This window comes from Simkaniaceae bacterium, from assembly GCA_021734805.1.
Classification (GTDB): domain Bacteria; phylum Chlamydiota; class Chlamydiia; order Chlamydiales; family JACRBE01; genus Amphritriteisimkania.
Genome location: JAIPIG010000023.1, coordinates 1 through 24,642 on the forward strand (window position 1 = coordinate 1; position 24,642 = coordinate 24,642).

Below are 24,642 nucleotides of genomic sequence, written 5' to 3' on the forward strand. Positions count from 1 at the left end.
AGATAATAATGATCTAAAAGTTTTGTCTGGTGGCAATAGAGAAGGGGAAATACCTGATCCCATCCCGAACTCAGAAGTCAAGCCCTTCATCGCCGATGGTACTATACACAAGAGTATGGAAGAGTAGGTCGCTGCCAGATTTTTTTTATTTGAAGCCGAACTAGCTTACGTTAGTTCGGCTTTTTTTTTGCTTGATCGGGTTTTAAATATTTAAAAAAAAATCCCCTCAATGAATAGAGGAGATTTTTTGACGGTTAGGGAGCAATCTTTAATCAGGATATTTATTGGTGGGAAGGGAAGTGACTCCATATTTCTGAGGAACTGATTTTAGTGAGGTCTTTATTTGTTTCTTCAGCAATACATTCTTGAATTTCTTTAGGTAGCTCGCCTCTGAGGAGTCCTAAGAAGTTGGGACTGGCCGCTAGATAAAGTCGTATAAATTCTTTATTATCATGGCCTTTTTTTAGAAAGTGTGAAATTTCTTTGGCAAACTTTTTCTCCTCTAATTTCTTTGTAGAGGTCATTTCAGAGTCATTTCCAAAAGTATGTGATTTGCTACTGCGATCCGTATCAAAGTCTTGCTGTTTTAAGGTGCTTTCAGGATGCAATACGACATCCGGATGTTGAAGCGTATAGTCATCATGCGGAAACTTAAAGAGTTTCATACAACTGCCATTAGCGATAATCATCCAATAGATATCTTTCATTTGCAATCACCTCAAAATTAAATTTAAGATATATCAAAATGATGAGTTCTAACCAATCTTTTTTATGCTCATCATGATTTTAACAGAATTCCTGCAAATTTTTACTTGATATTTTACTTACAAAAAATTTTAATACTACTATTTAGCTCACAATAGTAGATCCCTCCTTTGAAATATTTATTGATAAGATGAACAAAAACAATTAGTGCGGGAACATCGACGGAAAGAAAAAGCTGTGGAAAAAATTTGTGACAATTAGAGGTGTCAAGTGAGTAGTGGATTTTTTGCTTTATTTAGTTTATCTATGACATCTATTTTCTTTTATAAAGTCTTTACTAAGAAGAAACATGTAGGTTTTGATGCTGTAGTAGCAGGTTTTTTTTTGGCTTCTTTTTTGTATTATCTAATTAAGGTCGTTATTCCACTTATAAGTAGCATTGTTGCATAATTTATTTTTATCTAACATGCTCATTATTAGTTTTTACCACAGAGAGCACAGAGCTCACAGAGGTACCGGAATGTGCATTTTCTTGATTTTTCTCTGCGTACTCTGTGCTCTCTGTGGTTGTTAAAGTCCTTATGGTCAATAACCTGATAGTTTATCGAATTATGCAACAAAGCACTTATAAGTAGTTTTTTATTAGGAGATTGAACGGAGGCAAAGCTGTAATCTCGTTCTTTCAGAGACAAGCTCACGTGGCTAACAACGGGATAGCCCATGTTCCTTGGGCCCGTCAAAGAATCTCCTCCTATTCATAAAGGGGATTGCTTAAAAAATAAATATTTAGTGAGTCAGTTCAGTCTGTCTGAAGCGTTTTTTGAATTTTAGTATAAATTTCGCCTTGTTCAAGAGGGCATGAAGTTGAAAAAAAGTCAGAACAAAGGTGCGCTATTTGCAACTCTTTAGCAGTCAGAGGTTGCATTGGGCTTAAGCCCTTTTCATCAGATGGACTAAATACTTGGGCAAGCATAACTTGGAGTTGTTTTGAGAAGCTAGCTTCAGTTTGTGCATGCACTGTCGTTGGATCCTCATTTTTTTGTTCAGTTTGAGAGTGAGGAGTTGCTCGATATTTACTGCTTTTTTGTTCGGATGAGGGGAGGAGCATTGCATAGTTTTTGAGAAAGTTTTGAGTTTCATAGATTAAATGATCGATATCATGAGGAAGAAGGGAATGAGAATGTGCGTTTTCATCAATGAAGAGGTGCACATTATCTGTTAAATGATCTACAAGCCCAAACATTAATTGTTGAAAAAGACGTTTGAACAGAGGATTACTCTGAGAAAACTCAGTTTGAAAGGCTGTTTTAAGGGTATAGAGATTTTGTGCGTGTTCTTCGACATATTGATGGATTTTAGAGGAGAGTTCCGTGTTATCACTCACTCCAAAATCTTCGGGTAAACGGGATTGGAACTCAATGTGCTCAACCATATGACAATTTCATCTTTTTTTTTAATCTATTTCAGATGAAATGGTTTATCTTCAATAAAAATTTTGTGCGATTAAAAGAGTCATTGATTCGTTTCGGATATATGGGGTAAAGGCTAAGGCTTCTTTGATTTTACCGTCACTAATATAGCTATTGATAAGTTGGACCAGGTCCCAATCTGATGGAAAAAGTAAACTTAAAAGACTTCCGGCAGTCAGCGGTTTTCCTTTCGAGATTAAAGATAGAGCTAATTTAGTTATGTATGATTTGGAGGAGATATGAGATAAGGTATTTAAGATAAATTTTAGCTCTTCTCCTTTAATTTCTTCTAAATCAACTAGAAGCAATTGCTTGCATAAGCGTTCAACATGACATGAAAGAAAAAGAGTTTTTCTATTAAATTTTTTGAAAACATCTTCATAGACAAAGGGATACGCTGCTTTTATTCTATTAAGGAGGAGAACGCATTGTCGTGAAATAGTTGAAGATTTTTTTGTTAATCGAGTTTCATTGATATGCATTGTGATTAATTGATGCATATACATAAAGAGTTGCTCAGGACAGATAAAGAGAGCGCTAAAAAGATGTGTAGAGATGACTTCCAGTTGATGAGGATAGGTTTCAATAGAATCTGAACAGCGAATGATATGTACGCTTATGAAGGGGAATATTAGGCTGTTTGACTGCGCTAGATAGCAACAAGGTGCTAGAATCACTCCGGATTCAAGGGTAATCGGAAAGGGGGCTTGCGGATATAGGGGGTTAAGACAGATTTTGAGCTCATTGAGTTTATCTTCTGCAGCAACAACAATTTTGCCGGAAAACATGGCAACTGATGCGGCAAAGGATGAGATAGGGGGGCTGGCGACTAAACATGAAAAAAAACTAATGCTCCGACATTGATCTCCCAAATAGGCAAACAGGCGGCGCTGAATATTTTCAATTGAGAGCGCTTGGTTAGGATTTTTTTGGGGATGAATATCTAATTGAATTGCCAAGGAAGTTCCGTGGGCACAGATAATCACGGCGTCTATTTTTTTTCCATAAGTGGCAAAAATTCTTTCGATACTTCGATGTGATAAATCCATTCCATAGGCTCGGTCAACGCCGGTAATAAAAATAACGTTAGCAATGGTTTTAATGCGCCGAATAATAAATTGAATTCCCGGATTTGTTAAAAATGATGAGATGGAATCATATTTAGCAACTATCACTAAAATGGTTGGTTTGCATGGTGTTAGAGAAGACAAGGAGGGAAGATAATCAATGCTCATTTTTAAATGCCGATAAAAAACTTCAATCGAGACATTTTAAATGAAATCAAAATTAATAAAATGTTTAAAATTTCTAGTTTATACCGAGAGTGAAGACTGAAAGTTTATTTGCAAAACCGAGGTTTATGCATCAATGGGAGTAGATGAGTAGATATAGCCTTGTTTGAGCTCAGAGCGATAGACGAAATAAAGACCGATTAGGACAATACAGGTCGATAGCATGATGGTAAGCGACGGGGGCTCACCTAGGATAAGCCAGCCTGTCAAAGAGGCAAAGATGGGGCTTAAAAGGCCAAAGAATGACATGAGAGTTGCCGTAAAGCGTTTTAAAAGATGCCCATAGAGATTGTAACAAATCACATTGGATAAAAGGGTCAAAATGACAGTTCCCTTAATGACGGGGCCAATCCCACCTGCAACAATAGGGAGGGGATTCCATGCTTCAAAAAGGAAAGAATGCCCTAGGGCCATTGCTCCTCCGATGAGCATGCTCAGACCATTCGCTGTAGTAGGGGGAACCTCATCATTTTTAACGACCATTCTCAATAAGACCCAACCATAAACGGATAAGATCACCGCTCCCATAACGGCAATTTCCGGTAGAGCTACGAATTTAAATAGCGAAAGGAGATCACCCGATTGATTTTGTATAAATAATACGGGGAGAACTCCGGAAAAACCAATGATCATTCCAATCCATTTGGTTTTATTCATTTTCTCTTTAAAATGGATAAAGGAGAACAAAGCTGTGAGAAAGGGGGATAGACTATATATAAAGCAGGTTTTAGCAGCGGACAAATGCTGAAGTCCATAAAACTCAAGGACATTTGTTAAATAAATGCTTAGCAGGGCCAAAAGAGATATCGATAGCAGTTGTTTCTTGTTAATTTTAAGTGCTTTGCGGTTGCGGATAAGGAGGAATCCAATGAGGAGGACGCCTGCGAAAAGCATGCGAATACCGGTCAGAAAAACAGGGGTTGAGAAGCCGACAAGCCATTTTCCAATCGGGAAAACCGTAGACCAAATGGAAAAAAGAAATAATGATAGCAATACACCCATGATCTCCACCATATTAAATTGGGTGCTATTATAACAATTAAATTTGTAAAGGTACAGTGTTCAAATTTTATTTAGCATAATGAGTTCTCGTTTTTCCCTCATCCATTCGACCATAAAGTAGAGATTGTGAATCGAGGCAAGCGTTAATGCTGTAAGTTCCTTAGCCTTAAAAAGATGGTGTAAGTAAGCAAGAGAGTAACGGGTACAAGTGGGACACTGACAAGAGGGTTCAATAGGAGCAAATGCAAGGGCATTTGACCCTGAAGAGAGCTTAATTTTTCCCCGTTTGGTGAGTAGAGTTCCATGACGAGCTGCCTTTGTTGGGTAGGCGCTGTCAAAAGTATCGATACCCAAAGGCAGGCATTGCTCAAGCGATTCAAGATCTCCAATTCCTAAAAGATGGCGCGGTTGTTCATCAGGCATATGGGGCATTAAATAATCGAGCATAGCCACCATTTCCGCTTTTGTCTTTCCTAGACTTCCGCCAATTGCAAATCCGTCAAAATCAAGTTGAGATAGAGTTTGAAGAGAATAAAGGCGAAGAGCCGGATCAAGCCCTCCATGGATGACAGCATACATGGCTTGGTTTTGGGGATTTTTCATATGCTCTTCAAATGAACGTTTTTCCCAGCGATGTGTCCTGTCTAAAGATTTTTTTAAGTAGTCGGGGGCGACATGATAGGGGGGAAGTTCGTCAAAGGGAATGATGATATCGGCGCCCAAATCTTTTTGTGCCTGTATCGATGTTTCCGGAGTCAGGAGGATTTTTTGTCCATCTCGGTAAGAGCGGAATAAGACGCCCTCTTCCGTAATTTTTAAAACAGAACCGTCGGCCTGTTTTTTACCTGCATTTTTTAGTTCGGATTCAACAGATCCATAAGCGAGACTAAAGACTTGAAATCCCCCGGAATCGGTAATAATGGGGAGATTGCGGTTGATAAACTTATGCAGTCCACCCGCTTGTTTAACGACAGATGTTCCGGGTTGTAGCATCAAGTGATACGTATTGCAGAACATGAGCTGCAGTCCGATTTGAGAAACGGCCTCATTATCGAGGGATTTTAAGGAACCATTGGTTCCAACGGCGACAAACCCCGGTGTGTCGATCACACCGTGTGGCGTATGAATGCGCCCCACCCGTGCTTTGGACTTTGTCGATTGATGCAACAGTTCAAAAGTAAATGTTTTGTGTTTTTCAAGTAGCATAGGATGGATCTCTTTTGATAAAAAAGCGCGATAGCGAGGTGAGTGGTGACATAAAAAGAATGGCAATTCCTTTAATAACGAGCGTCATTAAAATAATGTGGGAGAGTGAATGAATGATCCCATAAAGACCGAGGAATGAAAACATGATCGTGTCAAGCGTTTGTGTTATGCTAAGAGAGATCGCCATGAGAATAAAAAGGGGGACTTTAGAAAAATTCTTTTTCAAGAAGGCAAAAAATAGAATATCAATGCGTTGAACGATAAAGAAAGAGAAGAGTGATGCAGAGATGATGCGTGGTGAATGGGAAAAAATAATGGAATAAGCTTCATGGGCGGTATCGTGAATAGAGGGCTGATAGAAGAGGTGGATTAAAGATAACACGGGGAATGCAGCAAGAGCTAATAAAGAGCGCAAGGCCGTTTTTTTAGCGCTTTGTTCTCCGTAGTATTGTTGTAATAGATTGAGCGCGAGAAGAGATCCTACCGCAAATGCATCCGTACAAGTAACAGTCAGTCCAAAAAGAGATGTCTCTTTGACAATAAAGACATTAGCGAGGAGAGCAAAAACGGCAATGAGGATCATCAAAGCTTCTTTCCCGAGACGAAGTGCAATAAATGTAAACGCAACAATCACTGTTAAGTGGCCAAAGAAAAGAAGCTCATTCATCATTAGTTTTCGTTGTTAATTAGTTTTTGAAGTTCACCCGAATTGTAGAGCTCAACCACAATATCACATCCTCCAACGAACTCTTGGTCAATATAGAGTTGTGGAAGTGTTGGCCAGTCTGAATATTCTTTAATCGCCTGTCTCAATTCAGGGCTATCGAGGATATTGCGTGTGACAAACTCAGCATGACAATCGTTGAGAAGATCAACCACTCTTGCTGAAAATCCGCATAGGGGCATATCTTTAGTTCCTTTCATGTAGAGGATAATGCGGTGATTTTGAATGTCTTTTTCAATCTCTTGCATTGTATTTTCAAGTAGTGTCATTTATGAACTCCTTTGTTCTTCCCATTCTTGGGGAGTGTATGTTTTAAGCGCTAAAGCGTGCAGTGTCGTCGCAAAGTGGTTTTTCAAAGACCCCATGACAAGCTTATGTCTTTTTACAAGGGGAGTGTTTTCAAAACTCTTGGAGACAACGATCGCTTGCAAGTGAGTTTGATCGTTTTGAGGGTCTAAAACATAGACCTCTTCAGTTTCGATATTTGATTCAATGACCCGGCGAATTTCTTCCGTTAATTCCATCATACCCTTCTTTTGTGTTAATCAAAAATAACCGTTTTATGCCCATCGACCATGATGCGCATTTCGGTATGCAGTTTGACAGCGCGGGCAAGCGTTCGATTTTCATTGTCATATCCAATTTGGATTAAATCCTTTGGTAAATGAGAGTGTTTCACCGGATCGATTTCTTGTACAATGATCGGCCCCTCATCGAGATGCTCAGTCACATAATGCGCTGTAGCGCCAATAATTTTGACTCCGCGCTCATAAGCTTGGTGATAGGGCTTCGCTCCCTTAAAGCTCGGTAAGAAAGAGTGGTGAATGTTGATCGCTTTTCCTTTAAGACTTTGGCAAAGATCCTTAGATAGGATCTGCATATAACGGGCTAAAATGAAGAGATCAATCGACTCTTTTTCGGCAATGTCGAGGATTTGTTGTTCTTGCTCTTCTTTGTTTTGATCAATGGGAAGATGGTAAAAAGGAATTGAGTGCCATTTTGCCATATGCTCAAGTGTGCTGTGGTTGGATACGATGCACTGCACATCCATATTAAGGCTGCCCATTTGGACGCGATGCAAGAGATCATTTAAACAATGGCCTTGTTTTGAAACGAGAATCATCGCTTTAAAGCGCGTATCTTTTGCCCTAAATTGAAAAGTCATTCCATAGATATCGGCAATCGGTTGAAATTGAGAAGAGAGTGTCTCTACAGTCATCGTAGGCTGAGTTTCAAACTCAGTGCGCAGGAAGAACTGCTGCGTTGACGGATCACCATACTGAGAAAGCTCCGTAATAAAACTTTTTTGCTCTGTCAGAAAAGTCGAAATTGCGGCAACAATTCCATAATCATCTCGGCAAGATAGAACTAAAATATATTTTGTCATAGCCCACAACACAGGAAAAACATGCCTTAAAATATAACATTTTCAAAGCTAACTGCTCAATAGGTTTTTTGTACGTGATAGCATTCGCAAAGAAATAAAAAATTATATTGACATTCGATAGCGAAGTGGGTTGAGTTAGAAATAAAGCACTTATACCGAATAGGGGATAGGACATGACAAAGGCGCCAATTAAAATTGCAGTTACCGGAGCTGCAGGCCAAATCGCATATAGTTTGTTATTTCGCATTGCCAGCGGCGAAATGCTCGGGAGGGATCAACCTATTATTTTAAATTTGCTCGATATGCCCCAATGCAGGGAAGTTTTAAAGGGTGTGCATATGGAGCTGGAGGATTGCAGCTATCCTTTACTCAAGGAGATGCATTTATTCTCTGATGTTGAAGCAGTTTTTGAAGAGGTTGATTTAGCCATTTTAGTGGGGGCAAAACCCCGAGGTCCGGGCATGGAGCGCAAAGATTTGATGCAAGAAAATGCCAAGCATTTCGTAGGTCAGGGGAAGGCGCTTAACAAAGGTGCAAAGAAAGATGCCGTTGTTTTTGTCGTTGGGAATCCTTGCAATACAAATTGCCTTGTAGCAATGCACCATGCGCCCAATTTAAAAAAAGAACATTTCTTTGCCATGACGCAACTCGATTATAATCGGGCGAAATATCAGCTCGCGCAAAAAGCGGGTTGCGATCTCAATGAGGTAGAGGATCTCGTTATTTGGGGCAATCACTCATCGACCCAAGTTCCCGATATCGTGAATACCAAAATCAAAGGTAAGCCGATAGAAACGGTCATACAAGATCGAGAGTGGCTTGAAACGACATTTATGGATATGGTTCAAAAAAGGGGGGCAACAGTCATTGCTGCAAGGGGTAAGTCATCTGCAGCTTCGGCAGCAAATGCCATCATCGATGCCATTAAAAATATTCACTCGAGCCATCATCCCTTTTCAAGTGGGGTCTATTCACAGGGTAATCCTTATGGAATCGATGAAAATTTGATTTTTTCATTTCCTCTTCTCTCTCATGGGGTAGGAAAATATGAAATACGCAAACAGTTTCAGTTCGATCCCTTTTTAGAAAAGAAAATTCATTTAACGGAAACTGAATTAAAGGAAGAGCGAGAGATGGTCGCCCATTTATTAAAAAGTTGAGGTCCAAAGAGAATATGAGTGAAATATTATTTGAAGTGACAAAGGATCATTTAGATACGGGGTTGCGGGGCTATCCCGTCGGCTATTGTATGACCTCAAAGGTCGATCCTCAAACGGGATTGTATTATCGGGATATTGCCGTTAAAGATCTCGCATTTTTACCACCTGAAGAGGTGATGTATTTGGTCTATTCCGGGAAAAAAGGTCAAGATGTTGCGTTTAAAACGTTTATTAAAGAACTCAAAGAGAGAAGCCAACTTTCGAATGCGGTGATTCGCCATATTCATGCCCTTCCAAGAGACGGCCATCCTATGAAACTGCTTTCTGCTAGTCTATTAATTTTGGGCATGCTCGAATCTACGGGGGATTATCGCAAAGACGGAATGAATCTGATGGCAAAAATGCCCCACTTAGTCGCAACGGTGATTAATCATCATGCCGGATGGGGTGAAACACCGCTCCCCGACGTCTCTTTAAGCTATATCGATCGCTTTGTCCAAATGCTTAATGTGCCTAAAAAAGATCATCATCTGATGGCAGAGGTCTTTAAGCTTTTTCATGTTCTTCATCTCGACCATGGCGGTGGAAATTTATCTGTTTTTGTGGGCAAAGCCGTTGCATCAGGCCATGAGGATATATTTGGCTCGATGTCAGCAGCCATGAGCGCCTTAGAAGGAGATCTCCATGGAAAGGCCAACCAAGATAGTTTGAACTTTGTCAAACAAGTTCTAGATAGCCTCAAAGAAGATGCAACCGTTCAAGATGTGGAGAATTATATTCAAAATCTTCTCGATCATAAAGAACTGGTTTATGGATTTGGACATGCCGTTCTGCGTGTAGAAGATCCAAGAGCCACGATATTTTATGATTATGGCAAAAAACATTTCCCCAATCACTCATTGATTCAAACGGCACTTAAATTGCGCGAAGCCGGGCCTAAAGTATTATCTAAAAACCCCAAAATATCTGATCCATACCCCAACGTAGATGGAATTTCAGGCAGTGTTTTATCTGCTGCCGGCTTTCCCTATCCCGAATATTTCACAGTGCTATTTGGCATGGCGCGCGTGATTGGGATTACAACACAAATCATTTATGAGCGCTGTATTGCCAGGAGCGGTAAAGGAACGCCTATCGTCCGCCCTCGCTATATTTATACCTCGTCTTTGTAACCTCGACTTTGCAACTTTTTGGGCCCGCCTGCCTCGGTCTTTGCGCATCATGCGTTCGACCTATGGTCGAACCGGGAGATTATTAAACCCTAGAAGGGGTAAAAAACCCCTTCTAGGGTTTAATAACTCCCCTGAAAACAAATATCTCGAGGCCTTCGGGTCCAAAAAGTTACAAAGTCGAGGTAACGGGATCATTCATATTTGAAAATAACCGTTTTTCCGTTATTCTGATATTTCGTTTGCTCTCAAGGGAGAATTGTGATGACCCTCAAAGATATTGAATTAATTTTTAGTCGTGCATGGCAAAAGGCTCTACAGAAGAAAAAATGTCTTTTTCTTTTTGGTTTCCTTCTTCTTTGTGGGATTTTCGTTGTGATGTGTCACACGCTCGGCGCCATGAGCGGCATTTGGGTTAAGTTGATTATGTATTTTCTTCCCGGTTTTCTCGTATCGGGGATTTTATTGGCATTAGGCGTTTTCTTTGCCCGCATTTATTACAATGAAGTGAAGGGGGTGGAGTTTTCCTACCGCGAAGTTTTATCAAAATCTTTTCGACTTCTTATCAATGTAACGCAAGTGTCACTTCCCTTTGTAATGAGCTATTTAATTATCTGGATGTTAATGGGCATCTTTTATCTTTTACGTGAAATTCCCTATATTGGAGAGTCAATCGGACTGATTTTATCTTTTGCTCCATTCGTATTAGCGTTGAGCTCATTGTTTTTGGCGGTGCTCTGCCTATTTACCCTCTTTTTTGCGACGCCTTATATTGCCTTTAAACAGTTTGATGATTCCCACTTCATTCCATCCTCTCTTCATTTTTTTAAAGCGCATGTCTTCTCTCACCTCTTACTTTTTTTGATTGGCGTGTTGCCTTTGATCTTCACTTTATTATTGCTCATTGCATCGGCATCCATCGCCCAAGCAGGGCTTATTGAAATCAAATCTCCGATTAAATCGGGAATGCAATGGTTCTTTATGATGATTCCCTTTACGGCGGCTTTAACGCCCATTGTTCTTTTTTTCTTTAATTTTTCAGTAGAGAGTTTTTATCTCATTAAAAAAACGGCATCAGCAAGTGAATCGATCTAAACACGTTGCTGTTATTGGAGCCGGTTTTGCCGGTTTAGGGACTTGCTATTACCTACTTCGCCTTGGATACAGAGTCACTCTTTTTGATCAAAACGAGATTGGAAATAACACCTCCTCAGTCGCTTCGGGGCTAGTCCATCCCTTCCCCGGACAAATGGCGCGCATTAGTCTCTTTGAGAAGGAGGGAGTCAGTGCAACGCGTCAACTCATCGAAGAAGTTCAAAAACATTCAATGGAACGTTTGATTGCACCGGTTAAAATGCTTCGGGTTGCCGTGAATGAAAAACAAGAGGAGCGATTCGATCATCTTTGTAAGATACGAGATGACGTCAGTGATGCTAAGGAATGCTTTTCCTTTATTAAAGAGGGAAAAAGAAGTTTTTGGATTCATTCCGGAATGACAATCTTTTCAGAACACTACATCAAAGCACTATTTGATCTATGTATTCAGCTAGGCCTCGACTTCAAAAAAGTAGCGATAGAATCGCCCAATGAGTGTGCTGATTTTGATACTGTTGTCCTAACACTTGGGGCAGGTTCCGATCGTCTTCTCAATTTAAAAGAGCGCGGCTTTAAAATAAATCGCGGTCAAATTTTACAAGTGAAATGGAGTGGGAAAAGGGAGTTGCCGAGCATTCTTGGCAAAGGGTATTTAGCCCCAAGTCAAAAGCCCGGTATCTATCATCTTGGATCGACTTATGAGTATGATCATCTTGATGAGCCGCCCGATAACAACAGAGCGATCTGCGATATTTTTCGGCAAGCAGGTGAGTATTTATCCATTCAAGACGCGTTTGAAGTGATTGATGTTAAAGCGGGGATGCGACTGGCTAAGAAATCAAGCTATCTTCCCTACCTCAATCGACTATCGAATCGAGTTTGGATACTGACTGCAATGGGATCGAGAGGGCTTCTTTATCATGCCTATTGCTCACAACTTCTCGCTAGTGCAATAGATCGGAATCATGTGGAAATGATTCCAAATGAGATGCTGCTTGAGTAAATCGATGAAATGAATTATTTTTTTTCTATGAAAAACAATACTATCACAGTTCTTGGATCAGGTAGTTCAACCGGAATTCCGGTGATTGGGTGCAATTGCAGTGTTTGTAAGTCATCAAATCCACGCAATCAGCGCCTTCGCTCATCGCTCTTGATCGAAATCGAGAATAAAATCCTTGTCGTTGATACCTCTCCTGATTTTCGTGCGCAAGCTCTTTCGAATCAGATCCAACATATCGATGGGGTGATTATCACCCATATGCATTATGATCATATTGCCGGAATTGATGACTTGCGTATTTTCAATTACAGAACAAAGATGGCCATCCCCATTTTGATGCATGCATCGAGCTATGAAGATTTTCAAAAAAAATATTTCTATCTCCTCAAAAAAGATATCGAAGGGATGTCTAAAAAAGCGCAACTCGCCTTAAAAGTGATCGATGGGGATCGAGGAGATTGTGAATTTTTAAGTATTCCCATTCATTTCTTTACCTATGAACAAGCGATGATGAAGGTGCTTGGTTTTCGTATTCATGACTTTGCGTATGTCACTGACATACGGACATATTCGGATACAATTTTTTCAGATTTAGAAAATGTGAAAACACTCATTGTTAGTGCTTTGAGAGAAAGTGATTCACCTGTGCATTTTAACATCAAAGAAGCTATTGCCTTTGCTCAAAAAGTCGGTGCAGAAAAAACATATTTCATTCATATGGGGCATGAGGTTGAACATGAAAGAATTTCAGAGCAATTGCCGGAAGGGATTGCTTTAAGTTATGACGGATTAAAGATTCATTTTTGAGGAATTAGATTGACAACACAGAAGACGACAGAAGAAGTACGAGAAAATATCGACGAGGTTAAAACCGCTCTTCTCGTCGGAGCTTATTTTAGCAAAGAAGATCGCTATATTTGCGAAGAGCATTTAAATGAGCTTGAAGCGTTGATTGAAACGCTTGGGCTTAAATCGTTAAGCGCTCACCTCTGCCCACTTAAAAAATATGATGCAGCGACATTTATCGGTAGCGGGAAGCTGGAAGAGCTCGCCGAATATGCACATAAGCTTGAAGTCGATGTCATTGTTTTCGATGATGAAATCACCCCCAATCAACAAAAAAACCTGGAAAAGCATTTTAAAAAACCGGTTCTCGATCGGACGGAAGTCATTTTAGAGATTTTTGCTGCCCGTGCTCAAACAAAAGAAGCGACGCTTCAAGTTGAACTTGCCAAGATTAAATATCAATTGCCAAGACTTAAACGGTTATGGACTCACTTGTCACGTCAAAAAGTCGGTGGTAAAGGCTATTTGAAAGGGGAAGGGGAAAAACAAATCGAGATCGATCGCCGCATTTTAAAGGCGCGCATTGCAAAGTTGGATCAGGAAATCAAAGAGGTGAGAAAACAACGCGAGCAACAGCGTCAGAAACGCCTCAAGAACAAAATTCCTACCTTTGCCATTGTCGGATACACGAATGTTGGAAAATCAACTCTACTGAATGCCCTGACAGATGCCGGGGTCTTAATGGAAGATAAACTCTTTGCAACCCTCGATACGACGACGAGGCAGTACGTCTTGCCGAATAACCAGCATATTTTATTAGTCGATACTGTCGGGTTTATCCGAAAATTGCCTCACCACCTCATCGCAGCATTTAAAAGTACTTTGGAAGAAGTCCTTTATACTGATATTTTGATTCACATTATCGATATTAGTCACCCTATGGCGCAAGAACATGCAAAAGAGACATTAGCCGTTTTAAAAGAGCTCAAAGCCAACCATAAGCCGATGATCACCGTCCTCAATAAAATCGATCTTTGTTCTAATCCCATCGTCGCAAGCCGCTACAAACTCGAATATCCCAAAACGGTTGTCATTTCTGCAAAGACAAGGGAGGGATTTGAGCAGCTTTTTGATATGATGATGAAAGAAATTAGTTCTCTGCGGAGGGTGGTCAAGCTCAAGATTCCCCAAAGTGAATATGGGCTGATTTCCGAGCTGATGAAGGATGGAAAGGTGATGTCTTCGGAGTATGAAGAAAATGATATTGTGATGGTGGTCGAGATTCCGGCCGAACTTGAGTATAAAACGCTTGCGTATACATGCGAAAATTGCGTATAATCTCTCTTTTTTGTAGAGAAATTTTTTAACATGCGCAATCAATCATTTAAAGTTGTTACTCTAGGCTGTCGAACCAATCAGTATGAATCCCAAGCCTATCGGGACCAGTTAATTAAGATGGGTTTTTCTGAGGTGATCGGTGAGGAGGCGGCTGATATTTGTATTGTCAATACCTGTACCGTCACCGAGTCTGCCGATCAGCGCAGTCGTTATCAAATCAATCAATTTGCAAAAAAAAATCCCACCTCGCGCATTGTTGTTACCGGGTGCTTAGCGGAAAGGGCCAAAGAAGATCTTCAAAATATGCCCGGCGTATCTGCCGTGATTTCCAATTTGGAAAAAGAAGAGCTCATTGCTCAAATGTTTCCGGGCGAAGATGTCCCGGAGTTTTCAATTGAACACTTTCATGCCCATACACGCGCATTCGTCAAAATCCAAGATGGGTGTAATTCTTTTTGCTCTTACTGCATTATTCCCTATGTTAGAGGGCGCTCGCGCAGCAAAAAAACAAAAGATATTCTTCGAGAGATCGAGGGCTTAGTCGCCAATGGTTTTAAAGAGGTTGTTCTCACAGGTGTCAATATTGGAGATTTTGATGGGGGAGTGGCCCGCAAAGAACCTAAGGATCGGCTCTCAGACCTCGTACGGCTGGTTGATGAGATCGATGGCCTTGAGAGAATTCGCATCTCATCGATTGATCCCGATGAAGTGGATGATGATCTTTTAAGGGCGGTGATTGAAGGGAAAAAAACATGTCATAGCATGCATGTTGTCTTGCAGGCAGGTTCAAATGTCACCTTAAAAAAGATGAACCGCAAATATACGCGAGAAGAGTACTATGATGCGGTCTACCGCTTAAAGAGTGCCTGTCCCGACTTCACATTTACGACAGATATTATCGTTGGTTTCCCCGGTGAGACTGAGAGAGATTTTCAAGAAACACTGAGTGTGATGCGCGATATTAAGTTTGCTAAGGTACATATGTTTCCTTATAGCTCAAGACCGGGAACGCGCGCATCTCGCTTTATTAATCATCTTCCCAAAGAGGTGATTGAAGAGCGGCGTCAACTTGTTTTAAGAGAAGCGGAGAAAATAGCTTTTGAGCTGCGCGAGCCATTTGTCGGGCGAACAATGAAGATTCTCTTAGAAAATGTGGATGCAACGGATCCCGATTGGATCAGTGGGCATACGGATAATTTCTTACATGTTAAAATTCCCAAAATGGGTTATAGACCAAATGAAATAATTGAGGTAGTATTAGAGGAAAATACACCAGAAGGATTCATTGGTCAGGTCGTTTTTCCTGTGCAAGCATATGTTCACAATTAAAATTAGACAAACACTCAAACCCTTTTCCCATCAAATTCCGACCCGCTGTTTAATTCCAAAAACAACAGTGGCTGTTGCATTTGCGCCCGGGATTCTTAAATTTCAAGATTTCATATCAGATCAAGAGTTCTCCCTATCGATGGAAGTGAAAGGCCCCATTTCCAATTTTACCGTTGAACAAGAAATCGACCGGGGAAAAGTGATTGTGTTCATGGAAACGGCAACCGGTTACTTTCGCTATGTGATGTTTCGAGATCGAGAAAACTTGATATTAAAATTTGAGAAAATGCCCCGTAAAGGTATCCTTATTGATTTTCAAAATGTCAAAGATGTCTATTTTAAAAAAGACGAGCTGATTCTCTTTAAGATGCCATATACCCCTCCGATGGGAAAAAGAGCGCAGCTCTTTTTGGGATGCAATAAAGCTCAAGATGCCGAACTTATTGCGCGCCGAAGCGATCTGAAAGAAATTCTCCCCCTCCTATTTGCGCTTGCTCAAGAGACGCCAATAATTGATGAAGAAATCAAAATGGAAGGGGCATTTGAGCTCTTTGGACATTTAAAACAGCATTTAGAAGAGAGGGATTTAAAAAAGGCGGAAACCGATCTTCTAGCGCTCTACGGAGCCGGTTTTGAAGACATGTTTATTCCCAGAGCCAATGATACTGATTTTCAAGGGGTTACAAAAACCACTTCAACCCAAAATCCGGCTCTGATATTAAATCAACTTAAGTCATTGATCCTAAGTCTGTTTGTAAAAATAGAAGGGGAGGAAATCTATATTTTGCCTCACCTGCTCCCGTCTTTCGTTTCGGGAAGATTAAAAGGGGTAACAACTTCATTTGGTAAAATTGACCTCGAATGGAGTAAAAAACAGCTGAAACGAGTTGCGATCTATGCAACGGATAATCAAAAGCTTATAATCAAATTCCCCAAGAAACTCAAGAGCTATCGGCTCACAGTTGACCGCTGGTGGACCGATACGGAACGCCTAACTCACTCACCCTTAAGGGTTATTGCAAAGCACAATTATTATTTAGATCGCTTTAAAAACTGATATAATAAATTCAAATTATGTTATAATAGTTATATAAATACATAACTATTAGAAATATAATATGAATAGACCTGTTAATAATTCTCTTTCTGCTCCGCTTTTATCGGCAGTCTCTTCACAACATGAGGAAGGGGGCGATAGCCCCATTGTAACTATTGCTAATAGAGTATTTGATGGTGCTATGTTTGCCGGTTCCAATACCGTGAGTTCGAATCCGCATAAGACGGGAATACACTCACTTAAAGACATCGCTAAGATGCTGAAAGGGATACATAACGACTATAACGAAAAAATAGAAGATCGAAATCCTCTAATTTTCCAAAAAATGGTGATGGAGCTCGTTGCAAAGTGTTTGACTTATTCGAAGATTGATACGGATGAAGAGTGTTTTATTCCGCAATTAGATGATGAGGGAAATTCGGTTTTAGTGGGCTACAAAACGATGGCTTCTGATTTAGGCGATGGTAATCTAGCCTATATATTTAGGCCCAGTAATGATTGCAAATTTGCTCATCCCATTATTTCATTTCGAGGGACTTCTCCCGCTAACTTTAGTACAGTGAGATCATCGCTCGGTCTAAGAGGAATGAGCGGATTATTAACGGGATTTTATGCAAGTGTTGGAGATCGGGTTGTTCAATCAAATAAACATGAGTTTATAGAAATTCTAAAAGAACTCCAAGAAGAACATGGCAAAAAAACTAGACTTACCGGACATAGTCTTGGGGGTGCGATTGCACAAAAAATGATGATTGAAGAAGGAATTTATGATCAAGTTGAACAAGTGATGGCATTTAATGCCCCCTCAATTAATCGATCAGCATGCCATCAATGGAATCAACTTGTCGCTGCGGGTAAAGTTGAGGATACACAAGCTATTGTCTATAACATGAAGGGAGATCCTCTAGTTGATCATACACTCAAAAAACTCAATCATTACTTCATTGGAGAAAAGGTAGAATTAGAGGTTAGCGGATCAAGGCCGAAAAATTTAAGCTTACATAGTTCAGCCATCGGTTCTCTTGGATGTAGAGAAGTTAGCATTGTAAGAGCAGATACAAGTCGCAGTATGATGATGACGGCGTTAATCGGATGTATTCACATTCTTAAACTTCCATTTGCAATCGTTGCTATGGCAATTACATTAGTAACCATTGAACCGATAAATGCTATTTATACTATGTTTTCTCAAGACCAATATGATCGATCTCTTAGTAGACACTTAGCGGATAGTTATATCAGAAAATTCAAAGTAGCTCACCCGGCTTTAAGCAAAGCAAAGATGATTAGTCAATTATGGTTGGATCGTGATTTCAGTTATAGAGCTGAGTTACAAAAAGAAATAAAACCCCAAATGGCATTTTCTGCAGGTCTCGTTTTGTAATTGATTAATAATCTGAGTTGCAAAGTCGAGCTCTATGAGAATCATGAAAATGATCCATGTGCTCGCAATCCAATTTCTTCATTTATTTTGGTTATAGAGGACTCTCTTATTTGATTTCTTTATGGGGATGCATTATATATTCGGAATATCCTATCAAACGATAGTTCTGAGTCTGATATGTATGAATCGCCCCATTCTTTTTTAGGTCCGCATGATCATGTGGTGCGTGTTTATTTCCCTGATGCCGAGAAGATAGAGATTGAAATTGAGGGACAAAAAAGGGCAATGCAGGCAACCCGGGATGGGGTGTTTGAAATTGCAACCAAGCAGACGCTTGGACCCAAAGAATACCGTGTTTGTTATAAAAGCGGGCAGTGGTTTCATGATCCTTATGCCTTTGCACCGATGTTAACGGAGAGTGATTTCTATCATTTTCTAATGGGCAGGGATGACGCGCTCTATCAACGTCTTGGGGCTCATTTGATGGAAGTCGATGGAGTTCAGGGGGTGCGCTTTTCCGTATGGGCACCTTATGCTCAATGCGTTTCTCTTGCCTGTGATCTCAATCATTTTAGCGAATATCTATGGCCGATGAATAAACTTTCAGGGTGTGGGGTTTGGGAAATTTTTATCCCCGGTGCTTTTGAGGGGATGATATATAAATATGCGATTCGCAACTGCCATGGTCATGTGCAAATGCGTGCCGATCCCTTTGCTTTTGCATCGGAAAAGCGCCCTTCAACTGCTTCTATGGTGGCCAATATCCACTCCGCTCTATGGACGGATGAAAAGTGGATTGAGCAGCGAAAGAATCGCAATCACAATTGTCTTCCGATGAATATTTATGAGGTGCATTTAGGTTCATGGAGGCGCCGGGACGGGCAATTCATGAACTATCGCGATATTGCAGTCGAGCTCGCTCAGTATTGCAAAGAGATGCATTATACGCATATTGAAATGATGCCTATTACGGAACATCCTCTTGATGAATCATGGGGGTATCAGGTGACGGGATATTTTGCTGCGACATCGCGCTTTGGCTCAGTGCAAGATTTTCAGTTTTTTATGAATCATATGCATCAGGAAGGCCTTTTTGTGATTCTCGATTGGGTAGGAGGGCATTTTCCAACAGATGTCTTTGCCCTAGCTCAATTTGACGGAAGCTGTCTTTATGAATATAGTGATCCTCAAAAGGGATTTCATCCCCATTGGAATACGCTCATTTTTGATTATGGAAAGCCGCAAGTGGCCAATTTTTTGCTGGCTTCGGTTGCCTATTGGGCTGAGGTGATGCATCTCGATGGATTTCGACTGGATGCCGTCTCATCGATGATTTATTTGAGCTTTGGGCGGGATCCGGGGCAATGGAGGCCGAATCAATATGGCGGTCCTGAGAATTTAGAAGCCGTAGCTTTTTTAAGACAGCTCAATACGCTTGTTCATGAAAAGTTTCCGGGTGTGATCACCATTGCAGAAGAGTCGAGCGCTTACCCCCTTGTGAGCTTCCCCATTAGTCAGGGTGGGCTCGGATTTGATTTCAAATCGAATCTTGGTTGGATGAATGACACGTTAAAATATTTTTCGACGGATTTTCCTTATCGCGCGCACCGTCATGATTTGATCACATTTTATCTCATGTATGCATTTAGCGAGCATTTTGCTCTCTTTTTATCTCATGACGAAGTTGTCCATGAAAAGCGCTCATTAATTGGAAAAATGCCGGGGAATCAAGCGCAGCAATTTGCTAATGCCCGGCTTTTATACACGATGATGATGACCCTGCCCGGCAAAAAACTCATTTTCATGGGAGGGGAGTTTGCACAATGGAATGAATGGTATGAAAAAGAGGAGATCCATTGGTTTTTGCTCGCTTATCCCACACATCAAGGAATGCAGCGGTGTGTAAAAGCAATCAATAAGCTCTATCTCGATGTGCCGTCATTTTGGGAAAGTGATCATATGCCACATGGATTTCAGTGGATCGCTTGTGATGATCGGGGGGGAGGAGTCATCTCTTACTTGAGAAAAGGTGGGGGGCTCGAACATTTGGTGATTCATAACTTTAGCCAAAATCAGTATCCGGAGTATACTATTCATATTCATACTCTTTCATCTATCAAAGAAGTTTTTAACAGTGAATCGGAGCTATTTATGGGGTGTGGTCTGATCAATTCCAATCTCACAGTTGATCAGGGGAGAGTCAATTTTTCGTTAGCTCCTTTTGTAACGGCAATTTTTGAGGTCAAATTTGGTTAAAAGGTGCATGACATACGAAGACTATATTCAACTGATTGAAACAATCAGACATCACGATATGCTCTACTATATCGAAAATCGCCCCCGGATCAGCGATTACGAATATGATATGCTCTACAAGGATCTCGAAGCGATGGAGCAAGAGCATCCCGATTGGACTTTGGCTTCTTCTCCTACACAGACGATCTCTGATTCGAGCCACTCGGGCTTTAAGCAAAAAAGCCATGCAGCGCCGATGCTCTCTTTAGCCAATACCTATAGTGAAGAAGAACTTGCAGATTTTATTAAAAGGACGAAAAAGCTGCTCGAGCGGTATGAGCCTATCTTTTTTGTCGAATATAAGATGGATGGGCTTGCTATTTCCCTTCGTTATGAAAAGGGCGTCTTAGTTTGTGGGCTGACGCGAGGCGATGGGAAAAAGGGAGATGATATCACACAAAACGTGAAGGCAATTAAAAATTTACCATTTCGTTTAAAAGGTAAAAATATTCCCGATGTTTTAGAAGTAAGAGCTGAAGTCTTTATGCCTGTTAAAGTCTTTGAAGAGCTCAATGCAAAACGCAAGGCAGTAGCGGAGGAGCTTTGGGCAAATCCTCGGAATGCGGCCGCGGGGTCTTTAAAACTACTCGATGTGCGTGAAGTCTATAAACGCAAACTCGATCTCATTGCATTTGGTATCATTGAGGATTCAAGTCATGGGGTTGATTTCCAAAAAGATGTAGCTCACTATTTAAAAAATTTGGGATTCCCCACATTCGCTCATGATCAAATGGCCATTGCAAAGAATGTGGATGAGATCATGCTTTTTGCTCAGCGTGTTGAAAAAGAGCGGGGAACACTTCCTTTTGAAATCGATGGCATTGTGATTAAACTCGATGATATTAAGCATAGAGAACGACTCGGAACCACAGCAAAGACACCGCGGTGGGCCGTTGCTTATAAATTTGCGGCACAAAAAGCAAAGACTCTGATCGAGGATATTACCACTCAAGTGGGGCGCACGGGGGTATTAACCCCGGTTGCAGAACTCAAGCCGGTCTTTGTTTCGGGAAGTACCATTGCAAGAGCAACACTCCACAATATCGATGAGATCCATCGCAAAGATATTCGCATTGGCGATACGGTTTGGATTGAAAAGGGGGGCGATGTGATTCCCAAAGTGGTTGAGGTTGACTACTCCGAGAGAAAAGAAGGGGCACCGGCATGGTCAATGCCTACGCTATGTCCGAGCTGTGGATCGCCTGTTATGCAAGAAGAGGGAGAGGTAGCCTTTCGCTGCATCAATCATCAAGAATGTCCTGCGCAAAACTTAAAAAAGTTGATCTTTTTTGCTTCCAAAGAAGCCATGGATATTGAAAACCTTGGGGAGAAAATTGTAGAAAAGTTGGCCCAAGCCCATCTTTTGCAAAAATTTTCCGATATTTATCGCCTTAAAAAAGAAGTTTTGCTGTCTATCGAGGGGTTTAAAGATAAATCGGCTCAAAACTTAATCGATTCAATTGAAGATTCAAAGAAAAGGGAGTTTTACCGTTTTATTTTAGCTCTTGGAATCAAACATGTCGGAAAGGGAATTGCCGAATTGATCGCTAACTATTGTAGAAGCTTAGATGCATTTATTAATCTCACTGAAGAGGAGCTGATCGCTCTCGAAGGTGTTGGTGAAAAAGTGGCTCAATCAGTCGTCGATTATTTAGATAATCCGGTGCATATCGATGAGATTAATACGCTCCTTCAGCTCGGCGTTACTCCCACGATGCCCAAGCAAAAGCATATAAAAGAGCACCCTTTCAATGGAAAAACGTTTGTATTGACAGGGTCTCTTGAAGCATTTACCCGCTCGCAAGCGGCAGCATTGATTAAAGAGAGAGGGGGGAAGGTGGCCGGATCCGTTTCTGCTAAAACCGATTATCTCTTGTACGGTGACGATGCAGGATCCAAACTCAAAAAAGCCGAATCGCTCCATATTTCTTTAATGAGTGAGGCCGAATTCAAAAAGCATCTTGCAGAATGAATCAAGAAATTATAAAGTAGATTTTTAATTTGCTGTAAGGGGTCGATTATGGGTGCGATTATCAAGGGGACAATTTTAGGAGCGATCATCGCCTATGTCTGGATGGTTGTTTCTTGGATGGTATTGCCTTGGCATACGATGACATATAAAGAGTTTAAAAGCGGCGCAAGTGTTCAAACAACGATCATGCGCAATATTGGAAATGAGCGCGCTATTTATCTTTTTCCCTCCCCAAAGGGGATGGAAAGGGAAGCGGAAGAAACGGCTGAAGGAAAACAAAAGCTCGGCGCAAAGAATCAAATTTTTATGTTTGCCGCGATTAACCCTTCTCTATCAGATGCGATTAATCCAATGACTTATGTCTATGCATTTATTATTCAGATAATGACCGCTTTTTTTGTGACATGGCTCACTAAAATGTCGGGGATTATTCATTACGTGGGCAGGTTGTTTTTTGTTGTCGGAATTGCCTGTGCTGCAGGGTGTATGATCTATCTGCCCTTCTGGAATTGGTGGCAGTTTTCTAATATCTTTACAGCCATTGGATTTGCCGATCTCATTGTTACCTGGTTTTTAGCGGGACTTGTCATAGCCGCATTTACAGGAAGAAAAACACACCCCATCGGACTACAGTAATAACGCGATGAGAGAGTCTTCTGAAACGGAAAATTGAGGCTAAGCTGCCATCTCGTCTTGTTCAGGGACAAGCTCTCACGCGGCCCGGGCGGATAGTGATAGCCGATATTCCTTTAAAAATTCAAAGTGCCATCAAAGCTAAAATCCCAATTCTTCAACTCATTTCGGTATATTTTACCGGTTCAGCTAAGAGAGTCTGGTGGTTGTAGCCATTGACAGTGACGGTTTGGAGCGTTCCGACAAGCGCTTCGGAGCCGGGGAAAATGACATTCTGCCAGCAGCGTGTTCTTCCTTTAAGCAGCCCGTTTTTGCCCATTTTCTCAACCAGGACTTCTTTTTGCGTGCCGATCATGTTTTGATACTGCTCAACTTGCATAGAATGATAGAGCTCAAGGAGTTTTTGAAGTCGCTCTTGTTTGATTTCTTCCAAAACATCATCTTTCCATCTCATTGCGGGTGTTCCTTTACGGGCGCTATAGGCAAAGATAAATGCAACGGAGAAACCGATCTCTTTAAAGGCGTCATAGGTTTCTTGAAATTCTTCATCCGTCTCTGTGCAAAAGCCGACAATAATATCCGTTCCTAAAGAGACGTTGGGGACAATTTCTTTGAGGCGAGCGACTTTTTCAAAATACTCTTCCTTCGTATAAATGCGGTGCATTTTTTTCAAAATGCGGTTAGAACCGGCTTGAAGGGGGAAATGGACAAATTCACAAAGAGAGGGGAGGTCGCGGATTGCCTGCATTAAGTCAATGGTAATGTCAACAGGGTGAGAGGTCATAAAGCGGATACGCTCAATGCCTTCAATTTTGTCGAGTCGATAGAGGAGGTCATGGAAAAGGCAGTTCCAATCGGGTTGATCCTTTCCATAGCTATTAACGTTTTGCCCGAGAAGTGTAATCTCCTTATAGCCTTGCTGAGCTAGGAGTTTAACCTCTTTTTCAATATCTTCGGGAGGGCGGGAGACTTCTTGCCCCCTTGTGTAAGGAACCACGCAGTAGGTGCAGAATTTATTGCAGCCACGGATAATTGAAACATAAGCTTTCACTTTGTCGTCTCTTTCAGCTACAAAGTAGTCGAGATTCTCTTCAAACTGCTTATGTGTTAAAATCATTTTTTTATTTTTTGCAATCACCTCATCGAGGACATAATCGAGATCGGTAATATTATTCGTTCCAAGGACAAAGTCGATATGGGGGAGCTTTTTAAAGAGGCTCTCTTTTTTTGCCATCGCCATACAGCCCGTAACGCCGATAATGGGTTTTCTCTTAGTCCACCTTCCAATTTGCCCGAGTTTTCCCATGACTTTTCTCTCTGCGAGATCGCGGATTGAGCACGTATTAAAAATTAAAATATCAGCATGCTCTTCATCGAAGACGCGAGCAAGGCCGCGTTTATTGAGGCTTCCGACCATCAATTCCGTATCGAGCTCATTCATTTGGCAACCGTAAGTGCGAATAAAATAGGTAGAAGGAGTGTGCATGGGTAAAAAATCCTTTGATCTCATAATTTTTTTTAAAGAATAGTTGCTCTAGTTTAGTTAAAACTGACTCTTTTGACAAGAAGAGAAGAAATATTCGGGTTGTTCTTGGCAAAAAAATGCTAAACCCTTATCCTAGTTACTTCAAAAGAT

At 40.9% G+C, this 24,642-nt stretch carries 22 protein-coding genes and 1 rRNA gene; 13 read left to right on the top strand and 10 right to left on the bottom strand.

What is annotated here, in order from left to right; genetic code table 11:
* Positions 1 to 25: 25 nt before the first annotated feature.
* Positions 26 to 140: ribosomal RNA gene (gene rrf / locus K9M07_05540) — 5S ribosomal RNA — on the top strand.
* Between the two features lie 141 nt (positions 141 to 281).
* Here rrf and K9M07_05545 read toward each other — a convergent pair.
* From K9M07_05545 to purU, 9 genes are all read right to left on the bottom strand, one after another.
* Positions 282 to 707: a host attachment protein gene (locus K9M07_05545; protein ID MCF7852683.1), complete on the bottom strand. Its 426-nt coding sequence runs from the start codon at positions 705 to 707 to the stop codon at positions 282 to 284.
* Positions 708 to 1,504: 797 nt separating this feature from the next.
* Positions 1,505 to 2,137, bottom strand: coding sequence for a hypothetical protein (locus tag K9M07_05550; GenBank protein ID MCF7852684.1), 633 nt, complete (start codon positions 2,135 to 2,137; stop codon positions 1,505 to 1,507).
* Between the two features lie 51 nt (positions 2,138 to 2,188).
* Positions 2,189 to 3,409 (bottom strand): hypothetical protein, encoded by a 1,221-nt coding sequence (locus K9M07_05555; protein MCF7852685.1) that lies wholly within the window; start codon positions 3,407 to 3,409, stop codon positions 2,189 to 2,191.
* Positions 3,410 to 3,532: 123 nt separating this feature from the next.
* Positions 3,533 to 4,468, bottom strand: coding sequence for a DMT family transporter (locus tag K9M07_05560; GenBank protein ID MCF7852686.1), 936 nt, complete (start codon positions 4,466 to 4,468; stop codon positions 3,533 to 3,535).
* A 60-nt stretch (positions 4,469 to 4,528) separates the two neighbouring features.
* Complete coding sequence (locus K9M07_05565) at positions 4,529 to 5,674, bottom strand: tRNA-guanosine(34) transglycosylase (GenBank protein MCF7852687.1); 1,146 nt, start codon at positions 5,672 to 5,674, stop codon at positions 4,529 to 4,531.
* Positions 5,664 to 6,344 carry a queuosine precursor transporter gene (locus K9M07_05570; protein MCF7852688.1) on the bottom strand — a complete coding sequence of 227 codons (681 nt, stop codon included), beginning with the start codon at positions 6,342 to 6,344 and terminating at the stop codon, positions 5,664 to 5,666. Before K9M07_05570 ends, K9M07_05565 begins: the two co-directional genes overlap by 11 nt.
* Positions 6,344 to 6,667: a Grx4 family monothiol glutaredoxin gene (gene grxD, locus K9M07_05575; GenBank protein ID MCF7852689.1), complete on the bottom strand. Its 324-nt coding sequence runs from the start codon at positions 6,665 to 6,667 to the stop codon at positions 6,344 to 6,346. Before grxD ends, K9M07_05570 begins: the two co-directional genes overlap by 1 nt.
* Complete coding sequence (locus tag K9M07_05580; protein MCF7852690.1) at positions 6,668 to 6,925, bottom strand: BolA/IbaG family iron-sulfur metabolism protein; 258 nt, start codon at positions 6,923 to 6,925, stop codon at positions 6,668 to 6,670.
* Positions 6,926 to 6,939: 14 nt separating this feature from the next.
* Entirely contained in the window at positions 6,940 to 7,785 is an 846-nt protein-coding gene (purU, locus tag K9M07_05585) for a formyltetrahydrofolate deformylase (protein MCF7852691.1), read from the bottom strand.
* A 173-nt stretch (positions 7,786 to 7,958) separates the two neighbouring features.
* On the opposite strand from purU, the gene K9M07_05590 reads away from it, so the two are divergent.
* From K9M07_05590 to K9M07_05645, 12 genes are all read left to right on the top strand, one after another.
* Positions 7,959 to 8,945: a malate dehydrogenase gene (locus K9M07_05590; GenBank protein MCF7852692.1), complete on the top strand. Its 987-nt coding sequence runs from the start codon at positions 7,959 to 7,961 to the stop codon at positions 8,943 to 8,945.
* A gap of 14 nt (positions 8,946 to 8,959) precedes the next feature.
* On the top strand, positions 8,960 to 10,117 hold the full coding sequence (locus K9M07_05595) for a citrate (Si)-synthase (protein MCF7852693.1): 1,158 nt from the start codon (positions 8,960 to 8,962) through the stop codon (positions 10,115 to 10,117).
* A 261-nt stretch (positions 10,118 to 10,378) separates the two neighbouring features.
* Positions 10,379 to 11,209, top strand: coding sequence for a hypothetical protein (locus K9M07_05600; GenBank protein ID MCF7852694.1), 831 nt, complete (start codon positions 10,379 to 10,381; stop codon positions 11,207 to 11,209).
* Complete coding sequence (locus K9M07_05605) at positions 11,196 to 12,212, top strand: FAD-binding oxidoreductase (GenBank protein ID MCF7852695.1); 1,017 nt, start codon at positions 11,196 to 11,198, stop codon at positions 12,210 to 12,212. The genes K9M07_05600 and K9M07_05605 overlap by 14 nt, the downstream gene beginning before the upstream one ends.
* A 27-nt stretch (positions 12,213 to 12,239) precedes the next feature.
* A complete protein-coding gene (locus K9M07_05610) occupies positions 12,240 to 13,019 on the top strand; it encodes an MBL fold metallo-hydrolase (protein MCF7852696.1) in 780 nt (259 codons plus the stop codon).
* Positions 13,020 to 13,022: 3 nt separating this feature from the next.
* Entirely contained in the window at positions 13,023 to 14,336 is a 1,314-nt protein-coding gene (gene hflX / locus K9M07_05615) for a GTPase HflX (GenBank protein ID MCF7852697.1), read from the top strand.
* Between the two features lie 30 nt (positions 14,337 to 14,366).
* Complete coding sequence (gene mtaB, locus K9M07_05620) at positions 14,367 to 15,665, top strand: tRNA (N(6)-L-threonylcarbamoyladenosine(37)-C(2))-methylthiotransferase MtaB (GenBank protein ID MCF7852698.1); 1,299 nt, start codon at positions 14,367 to 14,369, stop codon at positions 15,663 to 15,665.
* Complete coding sequence (locus K9M07_05625; GenBank protein ID MCF7852699.1) at positions 15,652 to 16,722, top strand: hypothetical protein; 1,071 nt, start codon at positions 15,652 to 15,654, stop codon at positions 16,720 to 16,722. Before mtaB ends, K9M07_05625 begins: the two co-directional genes overlap by 14 nt.
* Before the next feature lie 61 nt (positions 16,723 to 16,783).
* The gene (locus tag K9M07_05630; GenBank protein MCF7852700.1) at positions 16,784 to 18,106 is read left to right on the top strand and encodes a hypothetical protein; all 1,323 of its coding nucleotides are present in this window, start codon (positions 16,784 to 16,786) and stop codon (positions 18,104 to 18,106) included.
* A gap of 177 nt (positions 18,107 to 18,283) precedes the next feature.
* Complete coding sequence (glgB, locus tag K9M07_05635; protein MCF7852701.1) at positions 18,284 to 20,362, top strand: 1,4-alpha-glucan branching protein GlgB; 2,079 nt, start codon at positions 18,284 to 18,286, stop codon at positions 20,360 to 20,362.
* A 7-nt stretch (positions 20,363 to 20,369) separates the two neighbouring features.
* Positions 20,370 to 22,373 (top strand): NAD-dependent DNA ligase LigA, encoded by a 2,004-nt coding sequence (ligA, locus tag K9M07_05640; protein MCF7852702.1) that lies wholly within the window; start codon positions 20,370 to 20,372, stop codon positions 22,371 to 22,373.
* A gap of 48 nt (positions 22,374 to 22,421) precedes the next feature.
* On the top strand, positions 22,422 to 23,009 hold the full coding sequence (locus K9M07_05645; GenBank protein ID MCF7852703.1) for a hypothetical protein: 588 nt from the start codon (positions 22,422 to 22,424) through the stop codon (positions 23,007 to 23,009).
* A gap of 154 nt (positions 23,010 to 23,163) precedes the next feature.
* Here K9M07_05645 and miaB read toward each other — a convergent pair whose 3' ends face one another.
* Positions 23,164 to 24,492 (bottom strand): tRNA (N6-isopentenyl adenosine(37)-C2)-methylthiotransferase MiaB, encoded by a 1,329-nt coding sequence (gene miaB / locus K9M07_05650; protein MCF7852704.1) that lies wholly within the window; start codon positions 24,490 to 24,492, stop codon positions 23,164 to 23,166.
* Positions 24,493 to 24,642: the final 150 nt, after the last annotated feature.